This is a genomic window from Citrobacter sp. JUb117, from assembly GCF_024809055.1.
Taxonomy (GTDB): Bacteria; Pseudomonadota; Gammaproteobacteria; order Enterobacterales; family Enterobacteriaceae; genus Citrobacter; species Citrobacter gillenii.
This window is the reverse complement of sequence record NZ_JANUFB010000002.1, coordinates 597,626-620,010: the sequence shown is the minus strand read 5'-3', so window position 1 is coordinate 620,010 and position 22,385 is coordinate 597,626. Positions and strand designations below refer to the sequence as shown.

General features: G+C 55.1%; 20 protein-coding genes. 14 read left to right on the top strand and 6 right to left on the bottom strand.

Translation table 11 applies throughout. The annotated features are described in order from the left end of the window. Nucleotides 1-18: 18 nt before the first annotated feature. Complete coding sequence (gene ypfH / locus M2374_RS06785; RefSeq protein WP_181688889.1) at nucleotides 19-717, top strand: esterase; 699 nt, start codon at nucleotides 19-21, stop codon at nucleotides 715-717. Nucleotides 718-800: 83 nt separating this feature from the next. Here the strand turns inward: ypfH and M2374_RS06780 are convergent, their stop codons facing one another. From M2374_RS06780 to M2374_RS06770, 3 genes are read right to left on the bottom strand one after another with little or no spacing between them, the layout of a single operon-like run. Beyond that, nucleotides 801-1,001 (bottom strand): hypothetical protein, encoded by a 201-nt coding sequence (locus M2374_RS06780; RefSeq protein WP_096756206.1) that lies wholly within the window; start codon nucleotides 999-1,001, stop codon nucleotides 801-803. A 27-nt stretch (nucleotides 1,002-1,028) separates the two neighbouring features. Next, nucleotides 1,029-2,156 carry a succinyl-diaminopimelate desuccinylase gene (dapE, locus tag M2374_RS06775; RefSeq protein ID WP_259154093.1) on the bottom strand — a complete coding sequence of 376 codons (1,128 nt, stop codon included), beginning with the start codon at nucleotides 2,154-2,156 and terminating at the stop codon, nucleotides 1,029-1,031. A 3-nt stretch (nucleotides 2,157-2,159) separates the two neighbouring features. Next, nucleotides 2,160-2,516 carry an ArsC family reductase gene (locus tag M2374_RS06770; RefSeq protein ID WP_181688891.1) on the bottom strand — a complete coding sequence of 119 codons (357 nt, stop codon included), beginning with the start codon at nucleotides 2,514-2,516 and terminating at the stop codon, nucleotides 2,160-2,162. 388 nt (nucleotides 2,517-2,904) lie between these two features. Here M2374_RS06770 and ypfM point away from each other — a divergent pair, with 388 nt between their 5' ends. After that, nucleotides 2,905-2,964: a protein YpfM gene (gene ypfM / locus M2374_RS06765; protein WP_001386977.1), complete on the top strand. Its 60-nt coding sequence runs from the start codon at nucleotides 2,905-2,907 to the stop codon at nucleotides 2,962-2,964. A 76-nt stretch (nucleotides 2,965-3,040) separates the two neighbouring features. Here the strand turns inward: ypfM and acrD are convergent, their stop codons facing one another. Both acrD and narQ read right to left on the bottom strand, forming a co-directional pair. Further along, nucleotides 3,041-6,154 (bottom strand): multidrug efflux RND transporter permease AcrD, encoded by a 3,114-nt coding sequence (gene acrD, locus M2374_RS06760; protein WP_181688892.1) that lies wholly within the window; start codon nucleotides 6,152-6,154, stop codon nucleotides 3,041-3,043. 184 nt (nucleotides 6,155-6,338) lie between these two features. After that, nucleotides 6,339-8,036: a nitrate/nitrite two-component system sensor histidine kinase NarQ gene (narQ, locus tag M2374_RS06755; RefSeq protein WP_096756210.1), complete on the bottom strand. Its 1,698-nt coding sequence runs from the start codon at nucleotides 8,034-8,036 to the stop codon at nucleotides 6,339-6,341. Between the two features lie 261 nt (nucleotides 8,037-8,297). Between narQ and aegA the strand changes: the two genes are divergently transcribed. From aegA to M2374_RS06740, 3 genes are all read left to right on the top strand, one after another. After that, the gene (aegA, locus tag M2374_RS06750) at nucleotides 8,298-10,277 is read left to right on the top strand and encodes a formate-dependent uric acid utilization protein AegA (RefSeq protein WP_181688893.1); all 1,980 of its coding nucleotides are present in this window, start codon (nucleotides 8,298-8,300) and stop codon (nucleotides 10,275-10,277) included. Nucleotides 10,278-10,433: 156 nt separating this feature from the next. Continuing rightward, nucleotides 10,434-11,012, top strand: coding sequence for a GDP-mannose pyrophosphatase NudK (nudK, locus tag M2374_RS06745; protein ID WP_096756212.1), 579 nt, complete (start codon nucleotides 10,434-10,436; stop codon nucleotides 11,010-11,012). A 120-nt stretch (nucleotides 11,013-11,132) separates the two neighbouring features. After that, entirely contained in the window at nucleotides 11,133-12,176 is a 1,044-nt protein-coding gene (locus M2374_RS06740) for a DUF1176 domain-containing protein (RefSeq protein ID WP_181506728.1), read from the top strand. Here the strand turns inward: M2374_RS06740 and tkt are convergent. Next, on the bottom strand, nucleotides 12,166-14,160 hold the full coding sequence (tkt, locus tag M2374_RS06735) for a transketolase (protein WP_115257812.1): 1,995 nt from the start codon (nucleotides 14,158-14,160) through the stop codon (nucleotides 12,166-12,168). The two genes, M2374_RS06740 and tkt, sit on opposite strands and share 11 nt — an antisense overlap. A 279-nt stretch (nucleotides 14,161-14,439) precedes the next feature. Here tkt and maeB point away from each other — a divergent pair, with 279 nt between their 5' ends. The 9 genes from maeB (at nucleotide 14,440) to M2374_RS06690 (ending at nucleotide 22,379) form a co-directional block, all read left to right on the top strand. After that, nucleotides 14,440-16,719 carry an NADP-dependent oxaloacetate-decarboxylating malate dehydrogenase gene (maeB, locus tag M2374_RS06730; RefSeq protein ID WP_181688894.1) on the top strand — a complete coding sequence of 760 codons (2,280 nt, stop codon included), beginning with the start codon at nucleotides 14,440-14,442 and terminating at the stop codon, nucleotides 16,717-16,719. A gap of 159 nt (nucleotides 16,720-16,878) precedes the next feature. Continuing rightward, a complete protein-coding gene (gene eutS, locus M2374_RS06725) occupies nucleotides 16,879-17,214 on the top strand; it encodes an ethanolamine utilization microcompartment protein EutS (RefSeq protein WP_096756222.1) in 336 nt (111 codons plus the stop codon). Nucleotides 17,215-17,226: 12 nt separating this feature from the next. Beyond that, nucleotides 17,227-17,706, top strand: coding sequence for an ethanolamine utilization acetate kinase EutP (gene eutP, locus M2374_RS06720; protein WP_096756223.1), 480 nt, complete (start codon nucleotides 17,227-17,229; stop codon nucleotides 17,704-17,706). Then, nucleotides 17,684-18,397, top strand: a complete 714-nt coding sequence (gene eutQ / locus M2374_RS06715) for an ethanolamine utilization acetate kinase EutQ (RefSeq protein ID WP_115257814.1) — start codon at nucleotides 17,684-17,686, stop codon at nucleotides 18,395-18,397. The genes eutP and eutQ overlap by 23 nt, the downstream gene beginning before the upstream one ends. A gap of 9 nt (nucleotides 18,398-18,406) precedes the next feature. Then, nucleotides 18,407-19,210: an ethanolamine utilization cob(I)yrinic acid a,c-diamide adenosyltransferase EutT gene (gene eutT, locus M2374_RS06710; protein WP_137361928.1), complete on the top strand. Its 804-nt coding sequence runs from the start codon at nucleotides 18,407-18,409 to the stop codon at nucleotides 19,208-19,210. Next, a complete protein-coding gene (pta, locus tag M2374_RS06705) occupies nucleotides 19,207-20,223 on the top strand; it encodes a phosphate acetyltransferase (protein ID WP_181517990.1) in 1,017 nt (338 codons plus the stop codon). The genes eutT and pta overlap by 4 nt, the downstream gene beginning before the upstream one ends. Nucleotides 20,224-20,261: 38 nt before the next feature. Beyond that, nucleotides 20,262-20,555 (top strand): ethanolamine utilization microcompartment protein EutM, encoded by a 294-nt coding sequence (eutM, locus tag M2374_RS06700; protein WP_005121908.1) that lies wholly within the window; start codon nucleotides 20,262-20,264, stop codon nucleotides 20,553-20,555. A gap of 121 nt (nucleotides 20,556-20,676) precedes the next feature. Continuing rightward, nucleotides 20,677-20,964 carry an ethanolamine utilization microcompartment protein EutN gene (gene eutN / locus M2374_RS06695; RefSeq protein ID WP_096756227.1) on the top strand — a complete coding sequence of 96 codons (288 nt, stop codon included), beginning with the start codon at nucleotides 20,677-20,679 and terminating at the stop codon, nucleotides 20,962-20,964. A gap of 11 nt (nucleotides 20,965-20,975) precedes the next feature. Next, entirely contained in the window at nucleotides 20,976-22,379 is a 1,404-nt protein-coding gene (locus tag M2374_RS06690) for an aldehyde dehydrogenase family protein (RefSeq protein WP_096756228.1), read from the top strand. The last annotated feature ends 6 nt before the right edge of the window (nucleotides 22,380-22,385 follow it).

The window sequence follows — 22,385 nt, the reverse complement described above, 5'->3', positions numbered from 1 at the left end:
TCAGTTAAGGAGATCGCCATGAAACATGACCATTTTGTTGTTCAAAGTCCCGATAAACCCGCGCAACAGCTGTTGCTGTTGTTTCATGGCGTCGGCGATAACCCGGTTGCTATGGGCGAAATTGGTTCCTGGTTCGCCCCGCTGTTCCCGGATGCGCTGATTGTCAGCATTGGGGGGGCACAGCCTTACGGTTCCACCGGCGGACGTCAGTGGTTTTCGGTGCAGGGTGTAACGGAAGAGAACCGTCAGGAGCGGGTTGATGCCATCATGCCGGTGTTTATCGAAACCGTGCGTTACTGGCAGAAGCAAAGCGGCGTTTCGCCTCAGGCTACCGCGCTGATTGGTTTTTCTCAGGGGTCTATTATGTCGCTTGAGAGCATCAAAGCCGAGCCGGGACTGGCGTCGCGGGTCATTGCCTTCAATGGCCGCTACGCCACTTTGCCGGAGACGGCAACCACCGCGACGACAGTGCATTTGATTCACGGCGGGGAAGACCGGGTGATCGAGTTATCTCACGCCGTTGCCGCGCAGGAAGCATTAATTCGTGCCGGAGGGGATGTGACGCTGGATATCGTCGAGGATCTTGGCCATGCCATTGACGATCGCAGCATGCAGTTTGCGCTCGATCATTTGCGGTTTACCGTACCGAAGCACTACTTCGATGAAGCACTAAGCGGCGGTAAGCCCCACGATGATGATGTGATCGAAATGATCTAGCCCGTAGGCCGGATAAGGCGAGGCCGCCATCCGGTACTTAATGCCGGGTGGCGCTAACGCTTACCGGGCCTACGGGACTGCGTTTATTTCTTCGGCTGATCCTTGTTCGGCCAGTCATCGTCATCATCCCATTTATCGTTAAAGTCACGATGCGGGGGAAGCTCCGGTTTATTGGCGAGAAATTTTTTATGGTCAACGCGCTTGAGATCTTTAATCACGTTCAGCAGTACGCCTACCAGAAAAACCAGTACTAAAATCCACCAATACTTTGCCAGCAAGTCCATGCTCATTTCCTCTTGCAGGAACGCTCATCAGGCGACGAGCTGCTCCATGATACGTTGATACATACGGGCAAGCAGCTGCAGGTCGGCGGCATTAACACATTCATTAATTTTATGAATGGTGGCATTGACCGGCCCAAGTTCTACTACCTGCGCCCCCATGCGGGCAATAAAGCGCCCGTCGGATGTCCCGCCTGTAGTCAGTAACTGCGGTTTAATTTCATTATAGTGCTCAATGGCGTTGACCACTGCATCCACCAGTTTACCGCGATCCGTCAGGAACGGCTGACCGGAAAGCCACCAGTCGACGGTATAACGCAGCTGATGCTTATCCAGCAGCGCCAGCACCCGCGATTTGATCATCTCATCGTTGAGTTCGGTGCTGAACCGGAAGTTGAACTGGACAAAAAGCTCGCCGGGGATGACGTTATTGCTGCCGGTTCCTGCCTGAATATTGGCAATCTGCATGCTGGTCGCGGGGAAAAATTCATTGCCCTGATCCCATTCAATGCCTACCAGTTCATTCAGCATTGGCGCAGCGCGGTGTACCGGGTTATCGGCCAGATGCGGATAGGCCACGTGTCCCTGAACCCCGTGAATCGTCAGGTTGCAGGTCAGCGAACCCCGACGCCCGTTTTTGACCACGTCGCCGACGATTTCAGTACTGGACGGCTCGCCGACCAGGCAATAGTCCAGTCGCTCGTTACGGGCCATCAGCGCTTCAACCACCTTTACAGTGCCATTTTTCGCGCTGGCTTCTTCGTCAGAGGTGATTAAAAATGCCAGACGGCCTTTATGATTAGGATGTTGGGCGACAAAGCGTTCTGCCGCCACGACCATCGCCGCCAGTGAACCTTTCATATCCGCAGCGCCGCGCCCGAACAGCAGGCCGTCGCGGATTGTCGGTTCAAATGGCGGATTGATCCAGCGATCAACATCGCCGGCAGGCACGACGTCGGTGTGACCGGCAAATGCCAGCGTCTCACCCTGTCCGCGCCATGCCCAAAAATTCTGTGTGTCACCAAAATCCATACGCTCAACGGTAAAACCTACCGCGCGCAGGCGCTCAATCATTAACGCCTGGCACCCGGCATCATCCGGGCTCAGAGAAGGACGGCGAATAAGCTGCTGTGTCAGCTCAATAACCGGGCACGACATAGACTACACCTCATTAAAAAACAGAGTATAACTGGATTCACTAAAACCCAGCAGCATAGGCTTACCCGGCGCGCAGAGCAATGGGCGTTTGATAATTGCAGGCATTTCAATCATCAACGCGGCGGCGGCGTCAGCCGTGGTGATGTGGCTACGCGTGGCTTCGTCCAGTTTACGCCAGGTGGTCCCGCGCGTATTGAGCAGCGCCTCCCAGCCTAACTCGCTGATAAAGGACTGCATGAGTGCGTTATCCAGACCGTCAACGCGATAATCATGGAAGCGGTACTCAATACCGCGTCCCTCCAGCCAGCGTCGGGCTTTTTTAATTGTATCGCAGTTTTTAATGCCGTAAAGGGTGATCATTTGAATCCTTATTGACGTAATTTGAATATTTATTCTTAATCTGTGTTATTGCAGATAATACATAGTGTCACTCAATCGTTATAGAAAAATATAACATTGTTGAACAACAGTGAATAATGATTCCTGAAAGTTCCAGAATCAGGGATGGCGTAAAATTCAGAATTTACTGCTTTGCATCTGACTGTTTTTCCATCAGAATTGTCAAAGTCGTAGATTATGTATGAATATTTCAAAATATTGCCGTAAGTCACATAAAATTTATGGGTATAGCGCATAGTGATGACATACACCCCACACTCGGGAGGATGCAATCACAACCATTGGTTAAATTGTCTTCTTTTAATGATGATGATTTCGTAGAATGCTCATAATAATAAGAGAGGTTGTTATGATTGAACGTGAACTGGGGAACTGGAAAGACTTTATCGAAGTGATGCTTCGTAAATAAATTTCTGGCAGACATCCTGATCCCGCAAGGGATAAAAAAAGGCGACTCATAATAAGTCGCCTTTTTTGTGCCCTGATTATTCCGGGCGTGGCTTCAACGGGAAGCGCCTGCGTACCAGCACAAAAAACAGAGGCACGAAGTAAATAGCCAAAATGGTGGCGGATATCATCCCGCCCATCACGCCGGTCCCTACCGCATGCTGACCGCCGGAGCCTGCGCCGCTGCTGATGGTCATCGGCAGCACCCCGAAGATAAACGCCAGTGAGGTCATTAAAATTGGACGTAAACGCTGACGACAGGCGTGCAGTGTGGCGTCGAGCAAATCGTGTCCTTTTTCATTCATTTCATTCGCGAACTCAACAATTAATATCGCGTTTTTCGCCGACAGCCCGATAACAGTCAATAGCCCGACCTGGAAATAAACGTCGTTTTCCAGACCGCGTATCCAGGTCGCCAGCAGCGCGCCAATCACCCCCAACGGCACTACCAGCATGACGGAGAACGGTACCGACCAGCTTTCGTACAGTGCCGCCAGACACAGGAACACCACCAGCAGCGAAATAGCGTACAGGGCAGGGGCCTGAGAGCCCGAGAGCCGTTCCTGGTAAGACATCGCCGTCCATTCGAGGCCAAATCCGGTCGGAAGCTGATGCACCAGCGATTCCATCACGTCCATTGCCGTCCCGGTACTGACGCCGGGCGCGGCTTCGCCGACGATCTCGACGGCAGAGTAGCCGTTGTAGCGTTCCAGACGCGGTGAACCGGTTTCCCAGCGCGAGGTGGCAAACGCCGAGAACGGCACCATACCACCGCTATTGTTGCGCACGTACCACAGGTTGATGTCGTCAGGGAGCATGCGATATTTCGCCGCCGCCTGCACGTAGACTTTTTTCACACGGCCGCGGTCCATAAAGTCATTGACGTAACTGGAGCCCCAGGCTGTCTGCAGCGTGTCGTTGATATCATCGATAGAAACCCCCAACGCCTGTGCTTTGCGCTGATCGATATCAATTTGCAGCTGCGGGCTGTCGTCGAGGCCATTATGACGTACGCGGGTGAGAGAGGTGTCCTTCCCGGCAAGTTCTATCAGTTTGTCCCGTGCGGCCATTAACGCGTCATGACCCGCACCGGCGTGATCCTGCAACTCCATATCAAAACCGGCAGAGCTACCCAGGCCGCTGATGGCCGGAGGGCTGCTGGCAAAAACGCGCGCCTCTTTAATCTGGTTAAAGGCTTTGGTGGCGCGTTCGATAATGGCAAATGAGGTGCCGGTGGTGGCGTCACGATCGTCCCAGTCTTTTAAGCGGACGAACATACGCGCTACGTTCTGCCCGTTGCCACCAGGGCCAGAGCCGACGGTTGAGAAGACCGACATGATGTTGTCTTTTTCATGGGTGAAATAATACTTCTCGACTTCTTCCACCACTTTTAATGTTTGCTGCTGCGTGGAACCGCTGGGCAGCTGTACCGAGGTGGTAAACATGCCGCGGTCTTCCAGCGGCAGGAACGAGGTTGGCAGGCGCAGGAACAGGAATACCATGCCGCCGAGCAGCAAGCCGTAGATCAGGATCCAGCGCAGGCTGCGATGTAAAATTCGGGCAACGCCTTTTTCATAGCGTTCAGCATTGCGGTTAAACATGCGGTTAAACCAGCCGAAGAACCCGGTCTGACCGTGATGTTCGCCCTTGTGCAGCGGCTTGAGCAATGTGGCGCACAGGGCCGGGGTCAGGATCATCGCCACCAGCACCGACAGCACCATTGCCGAGACGATGGTTATCGAGAATTGGCGGTAAATCGCCCCGGTGGTGCCACCGAAGAAGGCCATCGGGATAAATACCGCGGACAGCACCATGGCGATACCCACCAGCGCACCCTGGATCTGCCCCATCGATTTCCGCGTGGCTTCACGCGGCGAGAGGCCTTCCTCGCTCATGATGCGCTCGACGTTCTCCACCACCACAATGGCATCATCGACCAGCAGGCCTATGGCCAGCACCATCGCAAACATCGTCAGCGTGTTGACGCTGTAACCAAAGGCATAGAGCACGGAGAAGGTGCCCATTAACACCACCGGGACGGCGATGGTTGGGATAAGCGTCGCACGGAAGTTTTGCAGGAACAGATACATCACGAGGAAGACCAGCGCGATGGCTTCCAGCAGCGTTTTGACCACGTCGATAATCGACGCTTTGACGAAGGAGGTGGTTTCATACGCCACCTTGTATTCCAGTCCGTGCGGGAAATATTGCGACAGCTCATTCAGGCGATTGATAACCAGATTCGCTGTCGCCATTTCATTGGCGCCAGAGGCTAATTTAACCCCCAGACCGGAGGCCGGATTGCCGTTAAAGCGGCTGAGGTAATCGTATTTCTCTGCGCCCATTTCGACTGTGGCGACGTCGCCCAGTTTGACGTCGGAACCGTCCTGGTTCACGCGCAGCGTAATCGCGCGGAAATCGTCCGGCGTTTGTAGCAATGACTGAGCATTGATCGTCGCATTCAGCGCCTGTTTGTCCACCGAAGGCGTACCGCCAAGTTGGCCGACTGCAATTTGCGCATTTTGCGACTCGATAGCGTCAGTGACGTCTTTGGCGGTCATCTGGAAGCTGTTCAGCTTGGCCGGATCGAGCCAGATACGCATGGAGTATTGAGAGCCGTAGGCGTCAATATCCCCCACGCCGTTAATACGGCTGAGCGGGTCCTGAATATTACTCGCCACGTAGTCGGCAATATCCTGCTTGTCCATTGAACCGTCGGTGGAGACAAAGGCGATAGTCAGGATATTGGTATCCCCGGTTTTACGTACCGTCACCCCCTGATCCTGTACCGCCTGCGGCAGCTTACGCATCGCCGACTGCAGTTGGTTTTGTACCTGCTGTACGGCTTCGTCAGGATCGGTCCCTGCCACAAAACTTAGCGTCACCGACGCCTGGCCGGTCCCGCTGCTTTGCGACGACATATACATCAGGTTATCGAGACCAGTCATGTTCTGTTCGATAACCTGGGTCACGGTGTTTTCCAGCGTTTGTGCCGACGCGCCTGGATAGTTCGCGGTGACGCGCACGTTCGGCGGCGCCAGATCGGGATATTGCTCAACGGGCAGCGAAAAAATAGCCAGGGTTCCTGTGAGACACAACAGGATAGCTAACACCCAAGCAAAAATGGGGCGATCGATAAAAAAATTCGCCATTAAAAGGGGACCTCGTGTTTCTGCGTATATTTGTGGGTATGACCTGCTTCACTGTAGCGGCAAGGTACGAGCCAAACGTGGAGAAAAAAAGAAGATAATGTAAATTATCATACGCGTTTACAGCGTACCTTTCGTGCCAACGCCGTCTGGACTGGGTGCAGACCAGACGGTGCATTGCTGTTCTTTACGTTAGCTGACTTTCTGTCTCTGCCGATCGAAAACTAATGCTGACCAGCGTTCCGCCCCCGGAGGGTTGCGAGAAGGTCAGTGTACCGCTGAGTCTTTCTGCTCGCTCACGCATAATATTCAAACCATAGTGTCCCGCGGGTTCTTGCGGGTCACCGATACCGACGCCGTTATCGCGGATATACACGGTATGATTCCCATCCGGCGCGGTCACGCAGCTGACGGCAATTTCGCTCGCACTGGCGTGTTTAATGGCATTCAACACTGCTTCACGAACGATCTGCAACAGGTGCACCTGCATTTGCGCATCCAGTGCCAGCGTCGGTAACCGGCAATCGAGCGTCAGTTTAGCCGACGTTTGGTTTTGCAGCGTTTCCAGCATTTCGTGCAAGGCAGAAGGCAGATCGGCCTGCTGTAAGGTCAGGCGGAAGGTGGTGAGCAGCTCGCGCAACTGGCGATACGCATCATTCAACGCCTGGGAGAAATCGGCCATGATGCCCTGCGCCGGGGCATTATCTTCCGGAATCGAACGCTTCAGTAGCGTTAACTGAATGCGCAAATAAGACAGCACCTGCGCCAGCGAGTCGTGGAGTTCACGCGCGATGGTCGCTCGCTCTTCCATTAACAACAGCTGCTGAAAATGTTTTTGCGCCTGATTGAAGTACAGCCCGCGACCCAGCATGGTTGACACGCTATTAAGCAGCGGTGTGGACGCACTCACGTTAGGGCTTTGCCAGTGTAGTTCTCCATAGACGGTCTCCTGCATGGTGACCGGCAGGATCTGCATCGGCAGTTCGGGGCTTTTAGTCCCTTCGCTGATCCGCCAGTTATCACCGACGGTGAGTTCCAGGAAATATGCAGCGTCGTGCTCGCGAACGATCTGTAAAATATGGCGGAAGCAGTGCACGTCAATTTGGCTGGTATTCAGCGCCTGAGAGCACTGATACAGCACTTCCAGGCGGCGATTGGCTTCGTGAAGGTCGTGTGTTTTCTCCGCCACGGAGGCTTCCAGCGAGCGGTACAGTTTATGCAGTTCACTCGACATCTGGCTAAACGTCTTCGCCAGCAGCCCCAGTTCGTTGGGCAAGCCGGTATCCAGTTGGGGGATATCAAACTGACCGTGTTCAATCTGCTGGCTGGCCATCACCAGGTTATTGAGTGGACGTACTACCTGCTGGCGAATACGCCGCAAAGTAAAGAACACCAGGGTGAATATGCCGATCCCGCCCGCCAGCGATATGCCAAACACCAGCATCACTTTGCGCTCAGCATAATGCTGCAACGCCAGCACGAAGAGGTCGATTTGATTGACATAGTTGTTGATATTGGCCTGATACCAGGGCAAATCGCCGCTTATCAGTCGGGTGTTCATTTCCAGCCAGTTCGCATGCAGACGTCCATAGCGACTTTTTACTGCCTCTGGAACATACCAGGCGTTCAGATTTTGTAATGCCGGCGCGTTTAACGCCTGCTGGAAAAGCTGGCGATGGGCGTTGAGTTGTGGGCTTTGGCTTTGCAGGTCATACCCCAGCCGATAACTTTGCATACGCAGGGAACCGGCAATATTAATTGCCTCCGCGTCGCGCAAACTGCTGGTGAGCGTAAGCAGCGCAATGCCCGTAGAGAGAATTGACAGCAGCACGATGTAGAAAAAAGCCTTGGCTAAACTGGCCGAGACAGGACGCTTTACCGTCACTCGCACATCCTCACACAATGCGCCTCGCGCCTGGTTGCAGCCCGAACGACTCAGTGTATTTGTTAAATGTTAATAAAATCGCCATGAAACAGGATGGTAACTGAAACACAATTTCATATGCGATGAAATAAATTGATCTGCCACAGGTTCTGGATAAATAGTTGTACTTTCTGGGCAAATGGACATTGCCGCTCACTTCAGGGTCGGTTAATAACAGTCATATAAAGAATAAGGTTTTTGCAACCAAAAAAGAAGGAAGCCATGAATCGTTTTATTATGGTCAACAGCCAACAGTGCCTGGGATGCCACGCCTGTGAGGTCGCCTGTGTCATGGCGCATAACGATGAGCGGCATGTCCTGAGCCAACGGCATTTTCAGCCGCGCATTACCGTCATCAAACATCAACACCAGCGCAGTGCGGTGACTTGCCGCCACTGTGAAGACGCGCCCTGTGCCAGAAGCTGTCCGAATGGCGCAATCAGTCATGACAATGACAGCGTGCAGGTGAACGCGAAAAAGTGTATTGGCTGTAAATCCTGCGTTGTTGCCTGTCCTTTTGGCACGATGCAGATCGTACTGACACCGGTGGCGAAAGGAAAGGTGAAAGCGACCGCGCATAAGTGCGATTTGTGTCAGGGGCGGGAAGAAGGACCGGCCTGCGTTGAGAACTGTCCGGCGCAGGCGCTACAGCAGGTGACTGAAAGCTCACTTGCCGGTCTTTCAAAAGCACGCAGGCTGCGCGCAGCCAGTCAGGAGTGTCAACCCTGGCATGCGATTGCCAGCGGAGTGACGCAGCATGTCACCAGTAAAGTTGAACAAATGCGGGCCACGCCCCCGCGCGGTGAGCCCGATAAACTGCCGATTGAAGCCCGTAAAACCAGCTTTGATGAAATTTATTTGCCGTTCCGCACGGCGCAGGCTGAACGGGAAGCCTCCCGCTGCCTGAAGTGTGGCGAGAACAGTATTTGCGAGTGGACGTGCCCGCTGCACAACCATATTCCACAGTGGATCGAACTGGTGAAAGCCGGAAACATTGACGCAGCGGTTGAGCTTTCGCACCAGACCAACTGTCTGCCGGAAATTACCGGACGCGTCTGTCCGCAGGACCGGCTCTGCGAAGGGGCTTGTACGGTACGTGATGAACACGGTGCGGTCACCATTGGCAATATTGAACGTTACATCTCCGACCGCGCGTTGAGCAAAGGGTGGAGACCGGACCTAAGTCATGTACAGAAAGTCGATAAACGCGTCGCCATTATCGGTGCGGGTCCGGCGGGGCTGGCTTGTGCGGATGTGTTAACCCGCAACGGCGTTAGCGCCACCGTCTTCGATCGCCATCCTGAAATTGGCGGCTTACTGACGTTTGGTATTCCGGCCTTCAAACTGGATAAATCATTGCTGGCGCGCCGTCGTGAAATCTTCAGTGCCATGGGTATTCATTTCGAGCTGAACTGCGAAGTCGGCAAGGACGTGACGCTGGCCGCGTTGCTGGAAGACTACGATGCGGTGTTTGTGGGCGTCGGGACCTATCGTTCGATGAAAGCGGATCTGCCGAATGAAGACGCCCCTGGGGTGTATGACGCGCTACCGTTCCTGATTGCCAATACCAAGCAGGTGATGGGACTGGATGAACTGCCAGAGGAGCCGTTTATTGACACCGCCGGACTGAACGTCGTGGTCCTCGGTGGCGGCGATACGGCCATGGACTGCGTGCGTACCGCGCTGCGCCACGGGGCAAGCCAGGTCACCTGCGCTTACCGTCGGGATGAAGCCAACATGCCCGGCTCGAAAAAAGAGGTCAAAAATGCCCGCGAAGAGGGGGCTAACTTTGAATTTAACGTCCAGCCAGTTGAGCTGGTGCTGAATGCTGAAGGGCGCGTCAGCGGCGTGCGTTTCTTACGCACCCAACTCGGTGAACCTGATGCGCAGGGGCGGCAGCGTCCGGTTCCCATCGCCGGGAGTGAATTTGTGATGCCTGCCGATGCGGTGATCATGGCGTTTGGTTTTCATCCGCACGGCATGCCATGGCTGGAGGCGCACGGCGTGAAGGTTGATAGCTGGGGGCGGATCGCTGCTGACGTTGAGAGCGCTTACCGTTATCAAACCACGAACCCGAAGATTTTTGCCGGGGGGGATGCGGTGCGCGGAGCCGATCTGGTGGTGACGGCCATGGCGGAAGGGCGTCATGCCGCACAGGGGATCGTCGACTGGCTGGGTATAAAATCAGTTAAATCTCACTAATCAGCGGGTAGGCCGGATAAAACGCGTTAGCGTTGCCATCCGGCAATATGCCGTATGAATGCCTGATGGCGCTTCGCTTATCAGGCCTACATTGTTCTAAGACAAACCCGGTTTCACGGCGTAGTATTATTGCTCACTTCTCTCCGTGGAGCCGGTATGTCGCAAAAAATTACCCTCATCAAAGACAAAGTCCTTTCCGATAACTACTTCATCCTGCGCAATATCACCTATGAACTGACCCGTAGCAACGGCGAGGTCATCCGCCACAAACGCGAGGTTTACGATCGCGGTAACGGGGCCACCATCCTGCTGTATAACCCGGAGAAAAAGACCGTGGTGTTGATCCGCCAGTTTCGCGTCGCGACCTGGGTCAACGGTAACGAAAGCGGACAGCTAATAGAAACCTGCGCCGGACTGCTGGACAACGACGAGCCGGAAGCCTGCATTCGCAAAGAGGCGATAGAAGAGACCGGCTATGAAGTGGGTGAGGTGCGTAAACTGTTTGAGTTGTACATGTCGCCGGGCGGCGTGACCGAATTAATCCACTTTTTTATCGCGCAATACAGTGACAGCCAGCGGGCGAATGCCGGCGGCGGCGTTGAAGATGAAGATATTGAGGTTCTGGAGCTCCCCTTCACGCAGGCGCTGGAGATGATCAAAACCGGTGAGATCCGAGATGGTAAAACGGTGCTATTGCTGAACTATTTGCAGTCGTCACATCTCATGGACTCATGATCGGGATTTATATTTCTTTACAAAATAACGGCCAATCCGACGATTCTGATTGAGCCTCATCAATCGCGCAAGGAAGATACGGCTCAGGTTGTTGGTTTTGACTTCGGGGTTGTACCGTCCATGCGCTATCGCGTTATTTTCATCTTTCTGCTCGGTTTGCTGCCGGTCCGCTTTTTGTGGGCGGCTCCTGCGCAGCAGGCATTTTCCGACTGGCAGGTGACCTGCAATAACCAGAATTTTTGCGTGGCGCGCAATACCGGTGAACATCACGGCCTGGTGATGACCCTAAGCCGCAGCGCCGGGGCGCATACCGACGCGGTGTTGCGCATCGAACTGGGGGGACTGGACTCCCCCGATGCCAAAGAGGCAGAGATTGCGCCGCGTTTGCTGCTCGACGGCGCACCGCTGCCGTTGACCGGTGAACACTGGAATATAACGCCCTGGCATCTGATGACTGACGATCCTGTCACCATTAGCGCCTTTTTACAGACCGTGCAAAACGCGCAGGCTATTACCCTGCAAAAAGGGGGGCAAACCCTGTCGCTGGCAGGACTGAAAGCCGCGCTGTTGTTTATTGACGCACAGCAAAAACGTGTAGGCAGTGAAACCGCCTGGATACAAAAAGGTGACGAGCCGCCGCTCAGCGTGCCACCGGCTCCCGCCCTGAAAGGTGTGGCCATCGTGAATCCCACGCCAACGCCGCTGTCTGAACAAGAACGCAGCGACCTGCTGGATTATGGGAACTGGCGGATAAACGGGTTGCGTTGTTCGCTCGACCCGATGCGTCGTGAGGTGCGGGTGTCTGCGTTAACGGACGACAAAGCGCTGCTGATGATCGGCTGTGAGGCCGGGGCATATAACACCATCGATTTGGCATGGATTGTGTCCCGCAGCAAACCGCTGACCTCCCGCTCCGTGCGGTTGAGTCTGCCGTTTAAAACGGATGCAGAAAGCAATGATATGGAGTTGACCAATGCTGCGTTCGATGAAAAATCGCGCGAGCTGATTACGCTCGCCAAGGGCCGAGGTTTGTCGGACTGCGGTATCCAGACTCGCTGGCGTTTTGACGGCCAGCGTTTTCGTCTGGTGCGTTATGCGCAGGAGCCAAGCTGTGATAACTGGCATGGCCCCGACGCCTGGCCCACATTGTGGATCACCCGTTAAGCACCTTATGTGCTTTTTCGACAATGTTCTCCACCGTAAAGCCGAAAAACGGGAATAATTTGTCCGCCGGGGCGGATTCCCCATAGCCGGTCATGCCGACAATCGCGCCTTTCAAACCGACGTATTTGTACCAGTAATCGGCAATGCCTGCTTCGACCGCCACGCGTGCGCTGACGTTTGCTGGCAGGACCGATTCACGGTATGCCTCGTCCTGGGCGTCGAAGATATCCGTTGAGGGCAGGGAGACCACGCGAACGTTACGCCCTTCACCCGTCAATTTCTCTGCCGCCAGCAGCGTGATCTCCATCTCTGACCCGGTAGCAATCAGGATAATATCCGGCTTCCCCCCGCCGTCTTTCAGCACGTAGCCGCCGCGGGCAATCTCTTTGACCTGCTCAGGCGTGCGTTCAACCTGTGCCAGGTTCTGCCTGGAAAGGATCAGCGCCGTGGGACCGTTATGGCGCTCAACGGCCAGTTTCCAGCCTACCGCCGCTTCGACCTGATCGCACGGACGCCAGGTGCTGAAGTTGGGCGTCAGGCGTAGGCTGGCGAGCTGCTCTACCGCCTGGTGAGTCGGACCGTCTTCCCCCAGACCAATCGAGTCGTGGGTATAGACCATGATCTGTCGGGCCTTCATTAATGCTGCCATGCGTGCGGCGTTACGGGCGTATTCGACAAACATCAGGAAGGTGGCGGTATACGGGACAAAACCGCCATGATGGGCGATGCCGTTGGCAATGGCTGTCATGCCAAATTCACGCACGCCGTAGTGAATGTAATTCCCGGCCGGGTCGTCTTTCAGCGAGGTTGAGCCTTTCCAGATGGTCAGGTTGCTGGGGGCGAGATCGGCAGAACCGCCAAGCAGTTCGGGCAGCATCGGGCCATAGACGTTGAGGGTGTTTTGCGATGCCTTACGGGTGGCAATTTTTGCCGGATTAGCCTGCAATTCGCGAATGTATTTCTCGGTACTCTTTTCCCACTCTTTTGGCAGCCCACCACGCATCCGGCGGGTAAACTCTGCTGCCAGTTCAGGATGTGCTTGCTGGTACGCGGAGAAGGTCGTATTCCAGTCCTGCTGGGCTTTTTCGCCTTTTTCCCGCGCGTCCCAGGCCCGATAAATCTCTTTGGGGATGTGAAAGGCGGGATGATGCCAGCCCAGCTTCTGGCGGGTCAACGCCACTTCTTCTTCACCCAGTGCCGCGCCGTGCGCCTCTTCTTTCCCGGCCTTATTCGGCGAGCCAAAGCCAATTACCGTCCGGCAGATAATGAGTGATGGCTTATCGGTCACGCTTTGGGCTTCCAGAATGGCTTTCTTCACCGCTTCAGGATCGTGCCCGTCTATCTCGTGTACCACATGCCAGTGATACGCTTCAAAGCGCTTCGCGGTATCGTCGGTAAACCAGCCTTTGGTTTCGCCATCAATAGAGATGCCGTTGTGGTCGTAAAAGCCGATCAGCTTGCCCAGTCCCAGCGTCCCCGCCAGCGAACAGACTTCGTGGGAAATCCCTTCCATCAGGCAGCCGTCGCCCATAAAAACATAGGTGAAATGGCTGACAATCTCATGGCCCGGCTGATTAAACTGCGCGGCCAGCGTTCGTTCGGCCACCGCCAGCCCGACGGCGTTCGCCAGGCCCTGACCCAATGGCCCGGTGGTGGTTTCCACGCCCGGCGTGTAGCCCAGTTCCGGGTGCCCGGGCGTTTTTGAATGCAGCTGGCGGAAGTTCTTTAACTCGTCCAACGGCAGGTCGTAACCGGAAAGATGCAGCAGGCTGTAAAGCAGCATTGAGGCGTGACCGTTGGACAAAATAAACCGGTCACGATCGTACCAGTGAGGATCGCTCGGGTTATGGCGGAGAAAATCGTTCCACAGCACTTCGGCAATATCGGCCATGCCCATCGGTGCGCCGGGATGTCCGGAGTTGGCTTTCTGGACCGCATCCATACTCAGCGCACGAATGGCATTGGCAAGCTCTTTACGGGTCATAGGAAATACTCCTTGAAAAGTAAAGTGTTAGAGCGTGTGTTAATTCACACTTTTGGAGAATTTGCAGGCGTTGTCAGCAAAAAGCATAGCAGACAGGCATGGTATTGCTGGCTTAAGCAGGTAACATGGCTGTTATAAATTGATAACAAATTCTTTCTTTGAGTAGTGAGAGTTTGGCGACCTTCAAAGTTTGCGCCGCTAACTGAGGTGATAATGTGCGGCTCTGCAAAAGGGTTACCTGCGCCACTTTATTGATCGATACGTGAAAGGAACAACAAGATGGATGACCAGTTAAGACAAAGCGCCCTCGATTTCCACGAGTTTCCAGTACCCGGCAAAATTCAGGTTTCGCCAACCAAACCCCTTGCCACCCAACGTGACCTGGCGCTGGCCTATTCACCCGGTGTTGCAGCCCCGTGTCTGGAAATCGAAAAAGACCCGCTGGCGGCCTACAAATACACCGCGCGCGGCAACCTGGTGGCGGTGATTTCCAACGGTACTGCGGTACTGGGGCTGGGCAACATTGGTGCGCTGGCCGGCAAACCGGTGATGGAAGGGAAAGGCGTTCTGTTTAAGAAATTTGCCGGGATTGACGTGTTCGATATTGAAGTCGACGAACTCGATCCGGATAAATTTATTAACGTGGTGGCGGCCCTTGAGCCGACGTTTGGCGGCATCAACCTCGAAGATATTAAAGCGCCGGAATGCTTCTACATAGAGCAAAAACTGCGTGAGCGCATGAATATTCCGGTATTCCATGACGACCAGCACGGCACGGCTATCATTAGCACCGCTGCGATCCTCAACGGTCTGCGGGTGGTGGAGAAGAATATCTCTGATGTGCGTATGGTGGTGTCCGGTGCGGGGGCGGCGGCGATTGCCTGTATGAACCTGCTGGTGGCGCTGGGCATGCAGAAGCACAACATTGTGGTCTGCGACTCCAAAGGTGTGATTTACAAAGATCGCGAACCAAATATGGCTGAAACCAAAGCAGCCTACGCGGTGGAAGATGACGGCAAGCGTACACTGGATGACGTGATTGACGGGGCTGACATCTTCCTTGGCTGTTCCGGCCCGAAAGTGCTGAGCCAGGAGATGGTCAAGAAAATGGCGCGTGCGCCGATGATTCTGGCGCTGGCCAACCCGGAACCGGAAATTCTGCCGCCGCTGGCGAAAGAAGTGCGTTCCGATGCCATTATTTGTACCGGTCGCTCCGACTACCCGAACCAGGTCAACAACGTCCTGTGCTTCCCGTTCATCTTCCGCGGTGCGCTGGACGTGGGTGCCACTGCAATCAACGAAGAGATGAAGCTGGCGGCGGTACACGCTATTGCGGAACTGGCGCATGCTGAGCAGAGCGAAGTGGTGGCCTCCGCCTATGGCGATCAGGACCTGAGCTTTGGCCCGGAATACATCATTCCTAAGCCGTTTGACCCGCGTCTGATTGTCAAAATTGCACCGGCGGTGGCGAAAGCGGCCATGGACTCCGGCGTGGCAACGCGCCCGATTGCCGACTTTGATGCGTACATCGATAAGCTGAGTGAGTTTGTCTACAAAACCAACCTTTTCATGAAGCCGATTTTCTCGCTGGCACGCAAAGCGCCGAAGCGCGTGGTGCTGACGGAAGGGGAAGAGGCGCGCGTGCTGCATGCGACCCAGGAATTGATCACCTTAGGTCTGGCGAAGCCGATCCTGATTGGCCGTCCGAGCGTGATCGAAATGCGCATCCAGAAACTGGGGCTGCAGATCAAAGCCGGTGTTGATTTTGAGATCGTCAACAACGAATCCGATCCGCGCTTCAAAGAGTACTGGAGTGAGTATTATCAGATCATGAAGCGCCGGGGGATCACCCAGGAGCAGGCGCAGCGTGCGGTGATTGCCAACACCACGGTGATTGGTGCGATCATGGTGCAACGCGGTGAAGCGGATGCGATGATCTGCGGCACGATTGGCGACTATCACGAGCATTTCAGCGTGGTGAAAGCGGTATTTGGTCACCGCGACGGTGTGCATACGGCGGGGGCGATGAACGCGCTGTTGCTGCCAAGCGGCAACACCTTTATCGCCGATACCTACGTTAACGATGACCCGACGCCGGATCAGCTGGCGGAAATCGCCGTGATGGCGGCCGAAACCGTACGGCGTTTTGGTATCGAACCGAAGGTGGCATTGCTGTCGCACTCCAACTTTGGCTCTTCCAACTGTCCGTCGGCCAGCAAAATGCGCGCAGCGCTGGAGCTTATCAAGGTGCGTGCGCCAGAACTGATGATCGACGGTGAGATGCACGGTGACGCCGCGCTGGTAGAAAGCATTCGTAATGATCGGATGCCGGACAGTCCGCTGAAAGGCTCCGCCAATATTCTGGTGATGCCGAATATGGAAGCGGCGCGTATTAGTTACAACTTACTACGCGTGTCCAGCTCTGAAGGCGTAACGGTCGGCCCGGTGCTGATGGGTGTGGCGAAACCGGTTCATGTATTAACGCCGATCGCCTCTGTTCGTCGTATCGTGAATATGGTGGCGCTGGCGGTTGTAGAAGCGCAAACACAACCGCTGTAATTTCACTTTAATTAATTCTGGCGCGGGTTTCTCCCGCGCCTTTTTATTTTCCCTTTCTTAGTGATCTCCCTCACCTTTTAAACCTGGTTGCCGAATTTTGTTATTTACTCTGACGAAAAATTGCCACGATGGGGTCAGTTTTAGCAGAGGCGGTGAGCAATGGAAAAAGAACGCATCATCCAGGAATTTGTGCCGGGGAAACAGGTCACGCTGGCGCATCTGATAGCGCACCCCGGCGAAGAGTTGGCGAAAAAGATCGGCGTTCCCGAGTCTGGCGCTATCGGCATCATGACCTTAACGCCGGGTGAAACGGCGATGATTGCCGGTGACTTAGCCATGAAAGCGGCGGATGTACATATCGGCTTTCTCGATAGATTCAGCGGCGCGCTGGTGATCTACGGCTCTGTAGGTGCAGTGGAAGAGGCGTTGCTCCAGACGGTGAGCGGTCTGGGCCGGTTATTAAATTTCACTTTGTGCAACCTGACAAAAAGTTAATCAGAGGCGGCGATGAAACGTATTGCGTTTGTCGGTACGGTGGGAGCGGGAAAAACCACGCTCTTTAATGCGCTCCAGGGGAATTATTCCCTCGCCAGAAAAACACAGGCTGTCGAGTTTAATGAAAACGGCGATATCGACACTCCGGGAGAATATTTTAGCCATCCGCGCTGGTATCACGCCTTAATTACCACGCTGCAGGATGTTGATACGTTGATTTATATACACGCGGCAAATGATTTAGAAAGTCGCTTACCTGCCGGGCTGTTGGATATCGGCGCCAGTAAACGACAAATCGCCGTTATCAGCAAAACGGATGTGCCGGATGCCAATGTCGCCGCAACGCGACAATTACTTCGCGGGATAGGGTTTCAGGAGCCGATTTTTGAGCTCAATAGCCATGACCCAAGCAGTGTGCAGCACCTGGTGGATTATCTGACTGAGCTCAGCCAAAAGGAGGAAAGGGCAGGTGAAAAAACTCATCACAGCTAACGATATTCGTGCGGCCCACGCACGCGGTGAACAGGACGTATCGGTTGTTCTGCGCGCCAGCATCATCACCCCGGAAGCACGCGAAGTTGCGGCGCTGCTGGGCGTCACTATCACTGAATGCGATGAATCCGCGCCGGCAGTCGTATCAACGTCTACGGCAGCACCTGCTGCTGCGGATGACGGCAAAACGGAAAGCCAGCGTATTCGCGAAACCATCATTGCGCAGTTACCGGAAGGACAGTTTACCGAAAGCCTGGTCGCGCAGCTGATGGACAAAGTGATGAAGGAGAAACAGTCGCTGGAGCAGGGCGGAATGCAGCCCAGCTTTGCCTCGGTGACCGGCAAAGGTGGCGTCAAAGTCATTGACGGCAGCAGCGTCAAGTTTGGCCGTTTTGATGGCGCCCAGCCGCACTGTGTCGGCTTAACCGACTTAGTTACTGATCAGGACGGGAGCAGCATGGCCGCCGGGTTTATGCAGTGGGATAACGCATTTTTCCCATGGACGCTGAACTACGACGAAATTGACATGATTCTGGAAGGCGAGCTGCACGTTCGTCATGAAGGCGAAACCATGATTGCGAAGGCCGGGGATGTGATGTTTATCCCGAAAGGTTCCAGCATTGAGTTTGGTACGCCGACGACGGTGAAGTTCCTGTATGTGGCCTGGCCTGCGAACTGGCAGTCCTGCTAAGGCGGATGTATGAAGGATTTCATTACCGAAGCATGGCTCAGAGCGAATCATACGCTTAGCGAAGGGGCTGAAATTCATCTCCCCGCTGATGCTCGCCTGACGCCGTCTGCCCGGGAGTTGCTGGACAGTCGTCGACTGCGCATTAAGTTTATCGATGAGCAGGGAAGCCTGTTTATCGACGACGAGCAGCAGCAACCGCAGCCGGTGCATGGTTTAACCAGCAGCGATGCACACCCGCAGGCAAGCTGCGAGCTGTGTCATCAACCGGTGGCGAAGAAACCTGACACGCTGACGCATCTGACAGCGGACAAAATGGTCGCCAAAAGTGACCCGCGCCTGGGATTTCGCGCGGCGCTGGACAGCACCATTGCGCTGGCCGTGTGGTTACAGATTGAGCTGGCCGAACCGTGGCAGCCGTGGCTGGCGGATATCCGCTCGCGCTTAGGCAACATTATGCGCGCCGACGCCATGGACGAACCTCTGGATGCGCAGGCCATTGTTGGCTTAAGCGACGGAGATTTACACCGGCTCTCGCATCAACCGCTGCGCTACCTGGACCACGACCATCTGGTGCCGGAAGCCAGCCACGGTCGTGATGCTGCACTGCTTAATTTGCTGCGCACCAAAGTCCGTGAAACGGAAACGGTGGCGGCGCAGGTGTTTATCACCCGTGGTTTTGATGTGTTGCGACCAGACATCCTGCAGGCGCTAAACCGTCTTTCGAGTACGGTTTACGTAATGATGATTTTGAGCGTGGCGAAGCATCCACTGAGCGTCAGCCAAATCCAACAGCGATTAGGGGAGAAGTCATGATCATTGAACGCGCTCGCCAACTCGCCAAACGTTCACCTGCTCGGGTGGTGTTCCCGGATGCGCTGGATGTCCGAGTGCTGAAAGCGGCGAACTACCTGCATCAGCACGGTCTGGCTCGCCCTATTCTCGTCGCCAGCCCATTTGCATTGCGCCAGTTTGCCCTCAGTCACCGCGTGGCAATGGACGGTATTCAGGTTGTCGATCCGCAAAGCAATGTGCAAATGCGTGAAGAATTTGCCCTGCGATGGCTGGCCCGTGCGGGCGAAAAAACGCCGCCGGATGCGCGGGAAAAACTCAACGATCCGCTGATGTTTGCCGCCGCGATGGTCAGTGCCGGTAAAGCCGATGTCTGTATTGCCGGCAACTTGTCGTCAACGGCAAACGTGCTGCGCGCAGGGTTGCGCATCATTGGCCTGCAGGCGGGTTGCAAAACGCTGTCATCGATTTTCCTGATGCTGCCGCAGTATCTCGGACCGTCATTAGGATTTGCCGACTGTAGCGTGGTGCCGCAGCCGACCGCCGCACAGCTGGCGGATATTGCCATCGCCAGCGCGGAAACCTGGCAGGCGATTACCGGTGAAGAGCCGCGAGTGGCCATGCTGTCGTTTTCAAGTAATGGCAGTGCCCGTCATCCCAACGTCGCTAACGTGCAGCAGGCAACGGACATCGTTCGTGAACGCGCGCCGCAGCTTACCGTCGACGGTGAACTGCAGTTTGATGCCGCTTTTGTACCGGATGTCGCCGCGCAAAAAGCGCCCGCCAGTCCGCTACAGGGCAATGCCAATGTGATGGTTTTCCCGTCGCTGGAGGCAGGCAATATTGGTTATAAAATCGCCCAGCGCCTGGGAGGGTATCGTGCAGTCGGCCCCTTAATTCAGGGACTTGCCGCACCGCTTCACGACCTCTCTCGCGGCTGTAGCGTGCAGGAAATTATCGAACTGGCGTTGGTGGCAGCTGTGCCGCGCCAGACTGAAATGAGTCGTGAAAGCGCCTCGCAAACACTGGTTGTTTAGGTCCCGTTCTGGACCCCTTCTACTAAGAGGAAAACACAATGGAAGCATTAGGAATGATCGAAACCCGGGGCCTGGTTGCACTGATTGAGGCTTCTGACGCAATGGTTAAAGCGGCACGCGTGAAACTGGTTGGCGTGAAGCAGATCGGTGGCGGCCTGTGTACTGCCATGGTTCGTGGTGATGTGGCCGCTTGCAAAGCAGCTACGGATGCCGGAGCTGCTGCTGCGCAGCGTATTGGCGAACTGGTTTCTGTACACGTTATCCCGCGTCCGCATGGCGATCTGGAAGAAGTATTCCCGATCAGCTTCAAAGGCGACAGCAACGATATGTAAGTCGTCCATGTGACGCCACTGGATTGTTAAGAGAAAGCTGGCGTCACCCTCTCTCCTTTTCACATTACCTTCTGCGGAGGGTAGGGGGAGGTTTTACCTGAAATATGCCACGGAGGCGGGTATGAAACTGGCAATCGTCACAGGACAAATTGTTTGTACCGTACGCCATCAGGGGCTCGCGCACGACAAGTTGCTGATGGTGGAAATGATTGATGCTCAGGGAAATCCCGACGGGCAGTGTGCTGTTGCTACCGACAGCATCGGGGCGGGAACCGGAGAGTGGGTGCTGCTGGTCAGTGGAAGCTCTGCCCGCCAGGCGCACAGTAGTGACTCATCGCCTGTCGATCTGTGCGTGATTGGCATTGTCGATGAAGTGGTGGCAGGTGGTCAGGTGATCTTCCATAAATAAGGCAGAAAATCATGAATCAACAGGATATTGAACAGGTCGTGAAAGCGGTGCTGCTGAAAATGAAAGACAGCAGCCAACCCGTCAGTGCCGTTCAAGAAATGGGCGTATTTGCCTCCCTGGATGACGCAGTGGCGGCAGCAAAACTGGCACAGCAGGAGCTGAAAAGCGTCGCTATGCGCCAGTTGGCCATTCACGCCATTCGTGAAGCAGGCGAAAAACACGCCAGAGAATTAGCGGAATTTGCTGTCAGTGAAACCGGCATGGGACGCGTTGAAGATAAATTTGCCAAAAACGTGGCGCAGGCACGCGGCACGCCGGGCGTGGAATGCCTGTCTCCACAGGTACTGACCGGTGATAACGGCCTGACGCTGATTGAAAACGCACCGTGGGGCGTGGTGGCATCGGTAACGCCGTCCACCAACCCGGCCGCGACCGTCATTAATAACGCCATCAGCCTGATTGCGGCGGGTAACAGCGTGGTCTTTGCGCCGCATCCTGCTGCAAAAGGCGTTTCTCAGCGTGCGATCGGTCTGCTTAACCAGGCGGTAGTCGCTGCGGGTGGTCCGGCAAACCTGCTGGTGACCGTTGCCAATCCTGATATCGAAACCGCTCAGCGTCTGTTCAAGTACCCAGGTATCGGCTTGCTGGTGGTGACCGGCGGCGAAGCGGTGGTGGAATCTGCGCGTAAGCACACCAACAAACGTCTGATTGCCGCAGGTGCGGGTAACCCGCCGGTGGTGGTGGATGAAACCGCCGATCTGGCGCGCGCCGCGCAGTCCATCGTTAAAGGTGCGTCGTTTGATAACAACATCATCTGCGCCGATGAAAAAGTCCTGATCGTCGTGGATAGCGTTGCCGACGAGCTGATGCGTCTGATGGAAGGTCAGCACGCGGTCAAGCTCACCGCAGCTCAGGCTGAGCAATTGCAGCCGGTGTTGATGAAAAACGTCGATGAACGCGGTAAAGGCACGGTTAGCCGTGACTGGGTCGGGCGCGATGCGGCCAAAATCGCCGCGGCGATCGGCCTGAATGTCCCGGAGCAAACCCGCTTGTTGTTCGTCGAAACCTCAGCCACACATCCGTTTGCGGTAACTGAACTGATGATGCCGGTGCTGCCGGTGGTGCGGGTGGCTAACGTTGACGAAGCCATTGCGCTGGCGGTCACGCTTGAAGGTGGTTGCCACCATACGGCGGCGATGCACTCACGCAACATCGATAACATGAACCGTATGGCTAACGCCATCGACACCAGCATTTTCGTCAAGAACGGACCGTGCATTGCCGGTCTTGGGCTTGGCGGTGAAGGCTGGACCACCATGACCATTACCACGCCAACCGGGGAAGGGGTGACCAGTGCGCGCACGTTTGTCCGCCTGCGTCGCTGTGTATTGGTGGATGCGTTTCGCATTGTATAAGGAGTG

Coding starts and splice junctions, on each gene's coding strand:
- ypfH (WP_181688889.1), top strand. CDS start 19: ATGAAACATGACCATTTTGTTGTTCAAAGTCCCGATAAACCCGCGCAA.
- M2374_RS06780 (WP_096756206.1), bottom strand. CDS start 1,001: ATGGACTTGCTGGCAAAGTATTGGTGGATTTTAGTACTGGTTTTTCTG.
- dapE (WP_259154093.1), bottom strand. CDS start 2,156: ATGTCGTGCCCGGTTATTGAGCTGACACAGCAGCTTATTCGCCGTCCT.
- M2374_RS06770 (WP_181688891.1), bottom strand. CDS start 2,516: ATGATCACCCTTTACGGCATTAAAAACTGCGATACAATTAAAAAAGCC.
- acrD (WP_181688892.1), bottom strand. CDS start 6,154: ATGGCGAATTTTTTTATCGATCGCCCCATTTTTGCTTGGGTGTTAGCT.
- aegA (WP_181688893.1), top strand. CDS start 8,298: ATGAATCGTTTTATTATGGTCAACAGCCAACAGTGCCTGGGATGCCAC.
- nudK (WP_096756212.1), top strand. CDS start 10,434: ATGTCGCAAAAAATTACCCTCATCAAAGACAAAGTCCTTTCCGATAAC.
- M2374_RS06740 (WP_181506728.1), top strand. CDS start 11,133: ATGCGCTATCGCGTTATTTTCATCTTTCTGCTCGGTTTGCTGCCGGTC.
- tkt (WP_115257812.1), bottom strand. CDS start 14,160: ATGACCCGTAAAGAGCTTGCCAATGCCATTCGTGCGCTGAGTATGGAT.
- maeB (WP_181688894.1), top strand. CDS start 14,440: ATGGATGACCAGTTAAGACAAAGCGCCCTCGATTTCCACGAGTTTCCA.
- eutS (WP_096756222.1), top strand. CDS start 16,879: ATGGAAAAAGAACGCATCATCCAGGAATTTGTGCCGGGGAAACAGGTC.
- eutP (WP_096756223.1), top strand. CDS start 17,227: ATGAAACGTATTGCGTTTGTCGGTACGGTGGGAGCGGGAAAAACCACG.
- eutT (WP_137361928.1), top strand. CDS start 18,407: ATGAAGGATTTCATTACCGAAGCATGGCTCAGAGCGAATCATACGCTT.
- pta (WP_181517990.1), top strand. CDS start 19,207: ATGATCATTGAACGCGCTCGCCAACTCGCCAAACGTTCACCTGCTCGG.
- eutM (WP_005121908.1), top strand. CDS start 20,262: ATGGAAGCATTAGGAATGATCGAAACCCGGGGCCTGGTTGCACTGATT.
- eutN (WP_096756227.1), top strand. CDS start 20,677: ATGAAACTGGCAATCGTCACAGGACAAATTGTTTGTACCGTACGCCAT.
- M2374_RS06690 (WP_096756228.1), top strand. CDS start 20,976: ATGAATCAACAGGATATTGAACAGGTCGTGAAAGCGGTGCTGCTGAAA.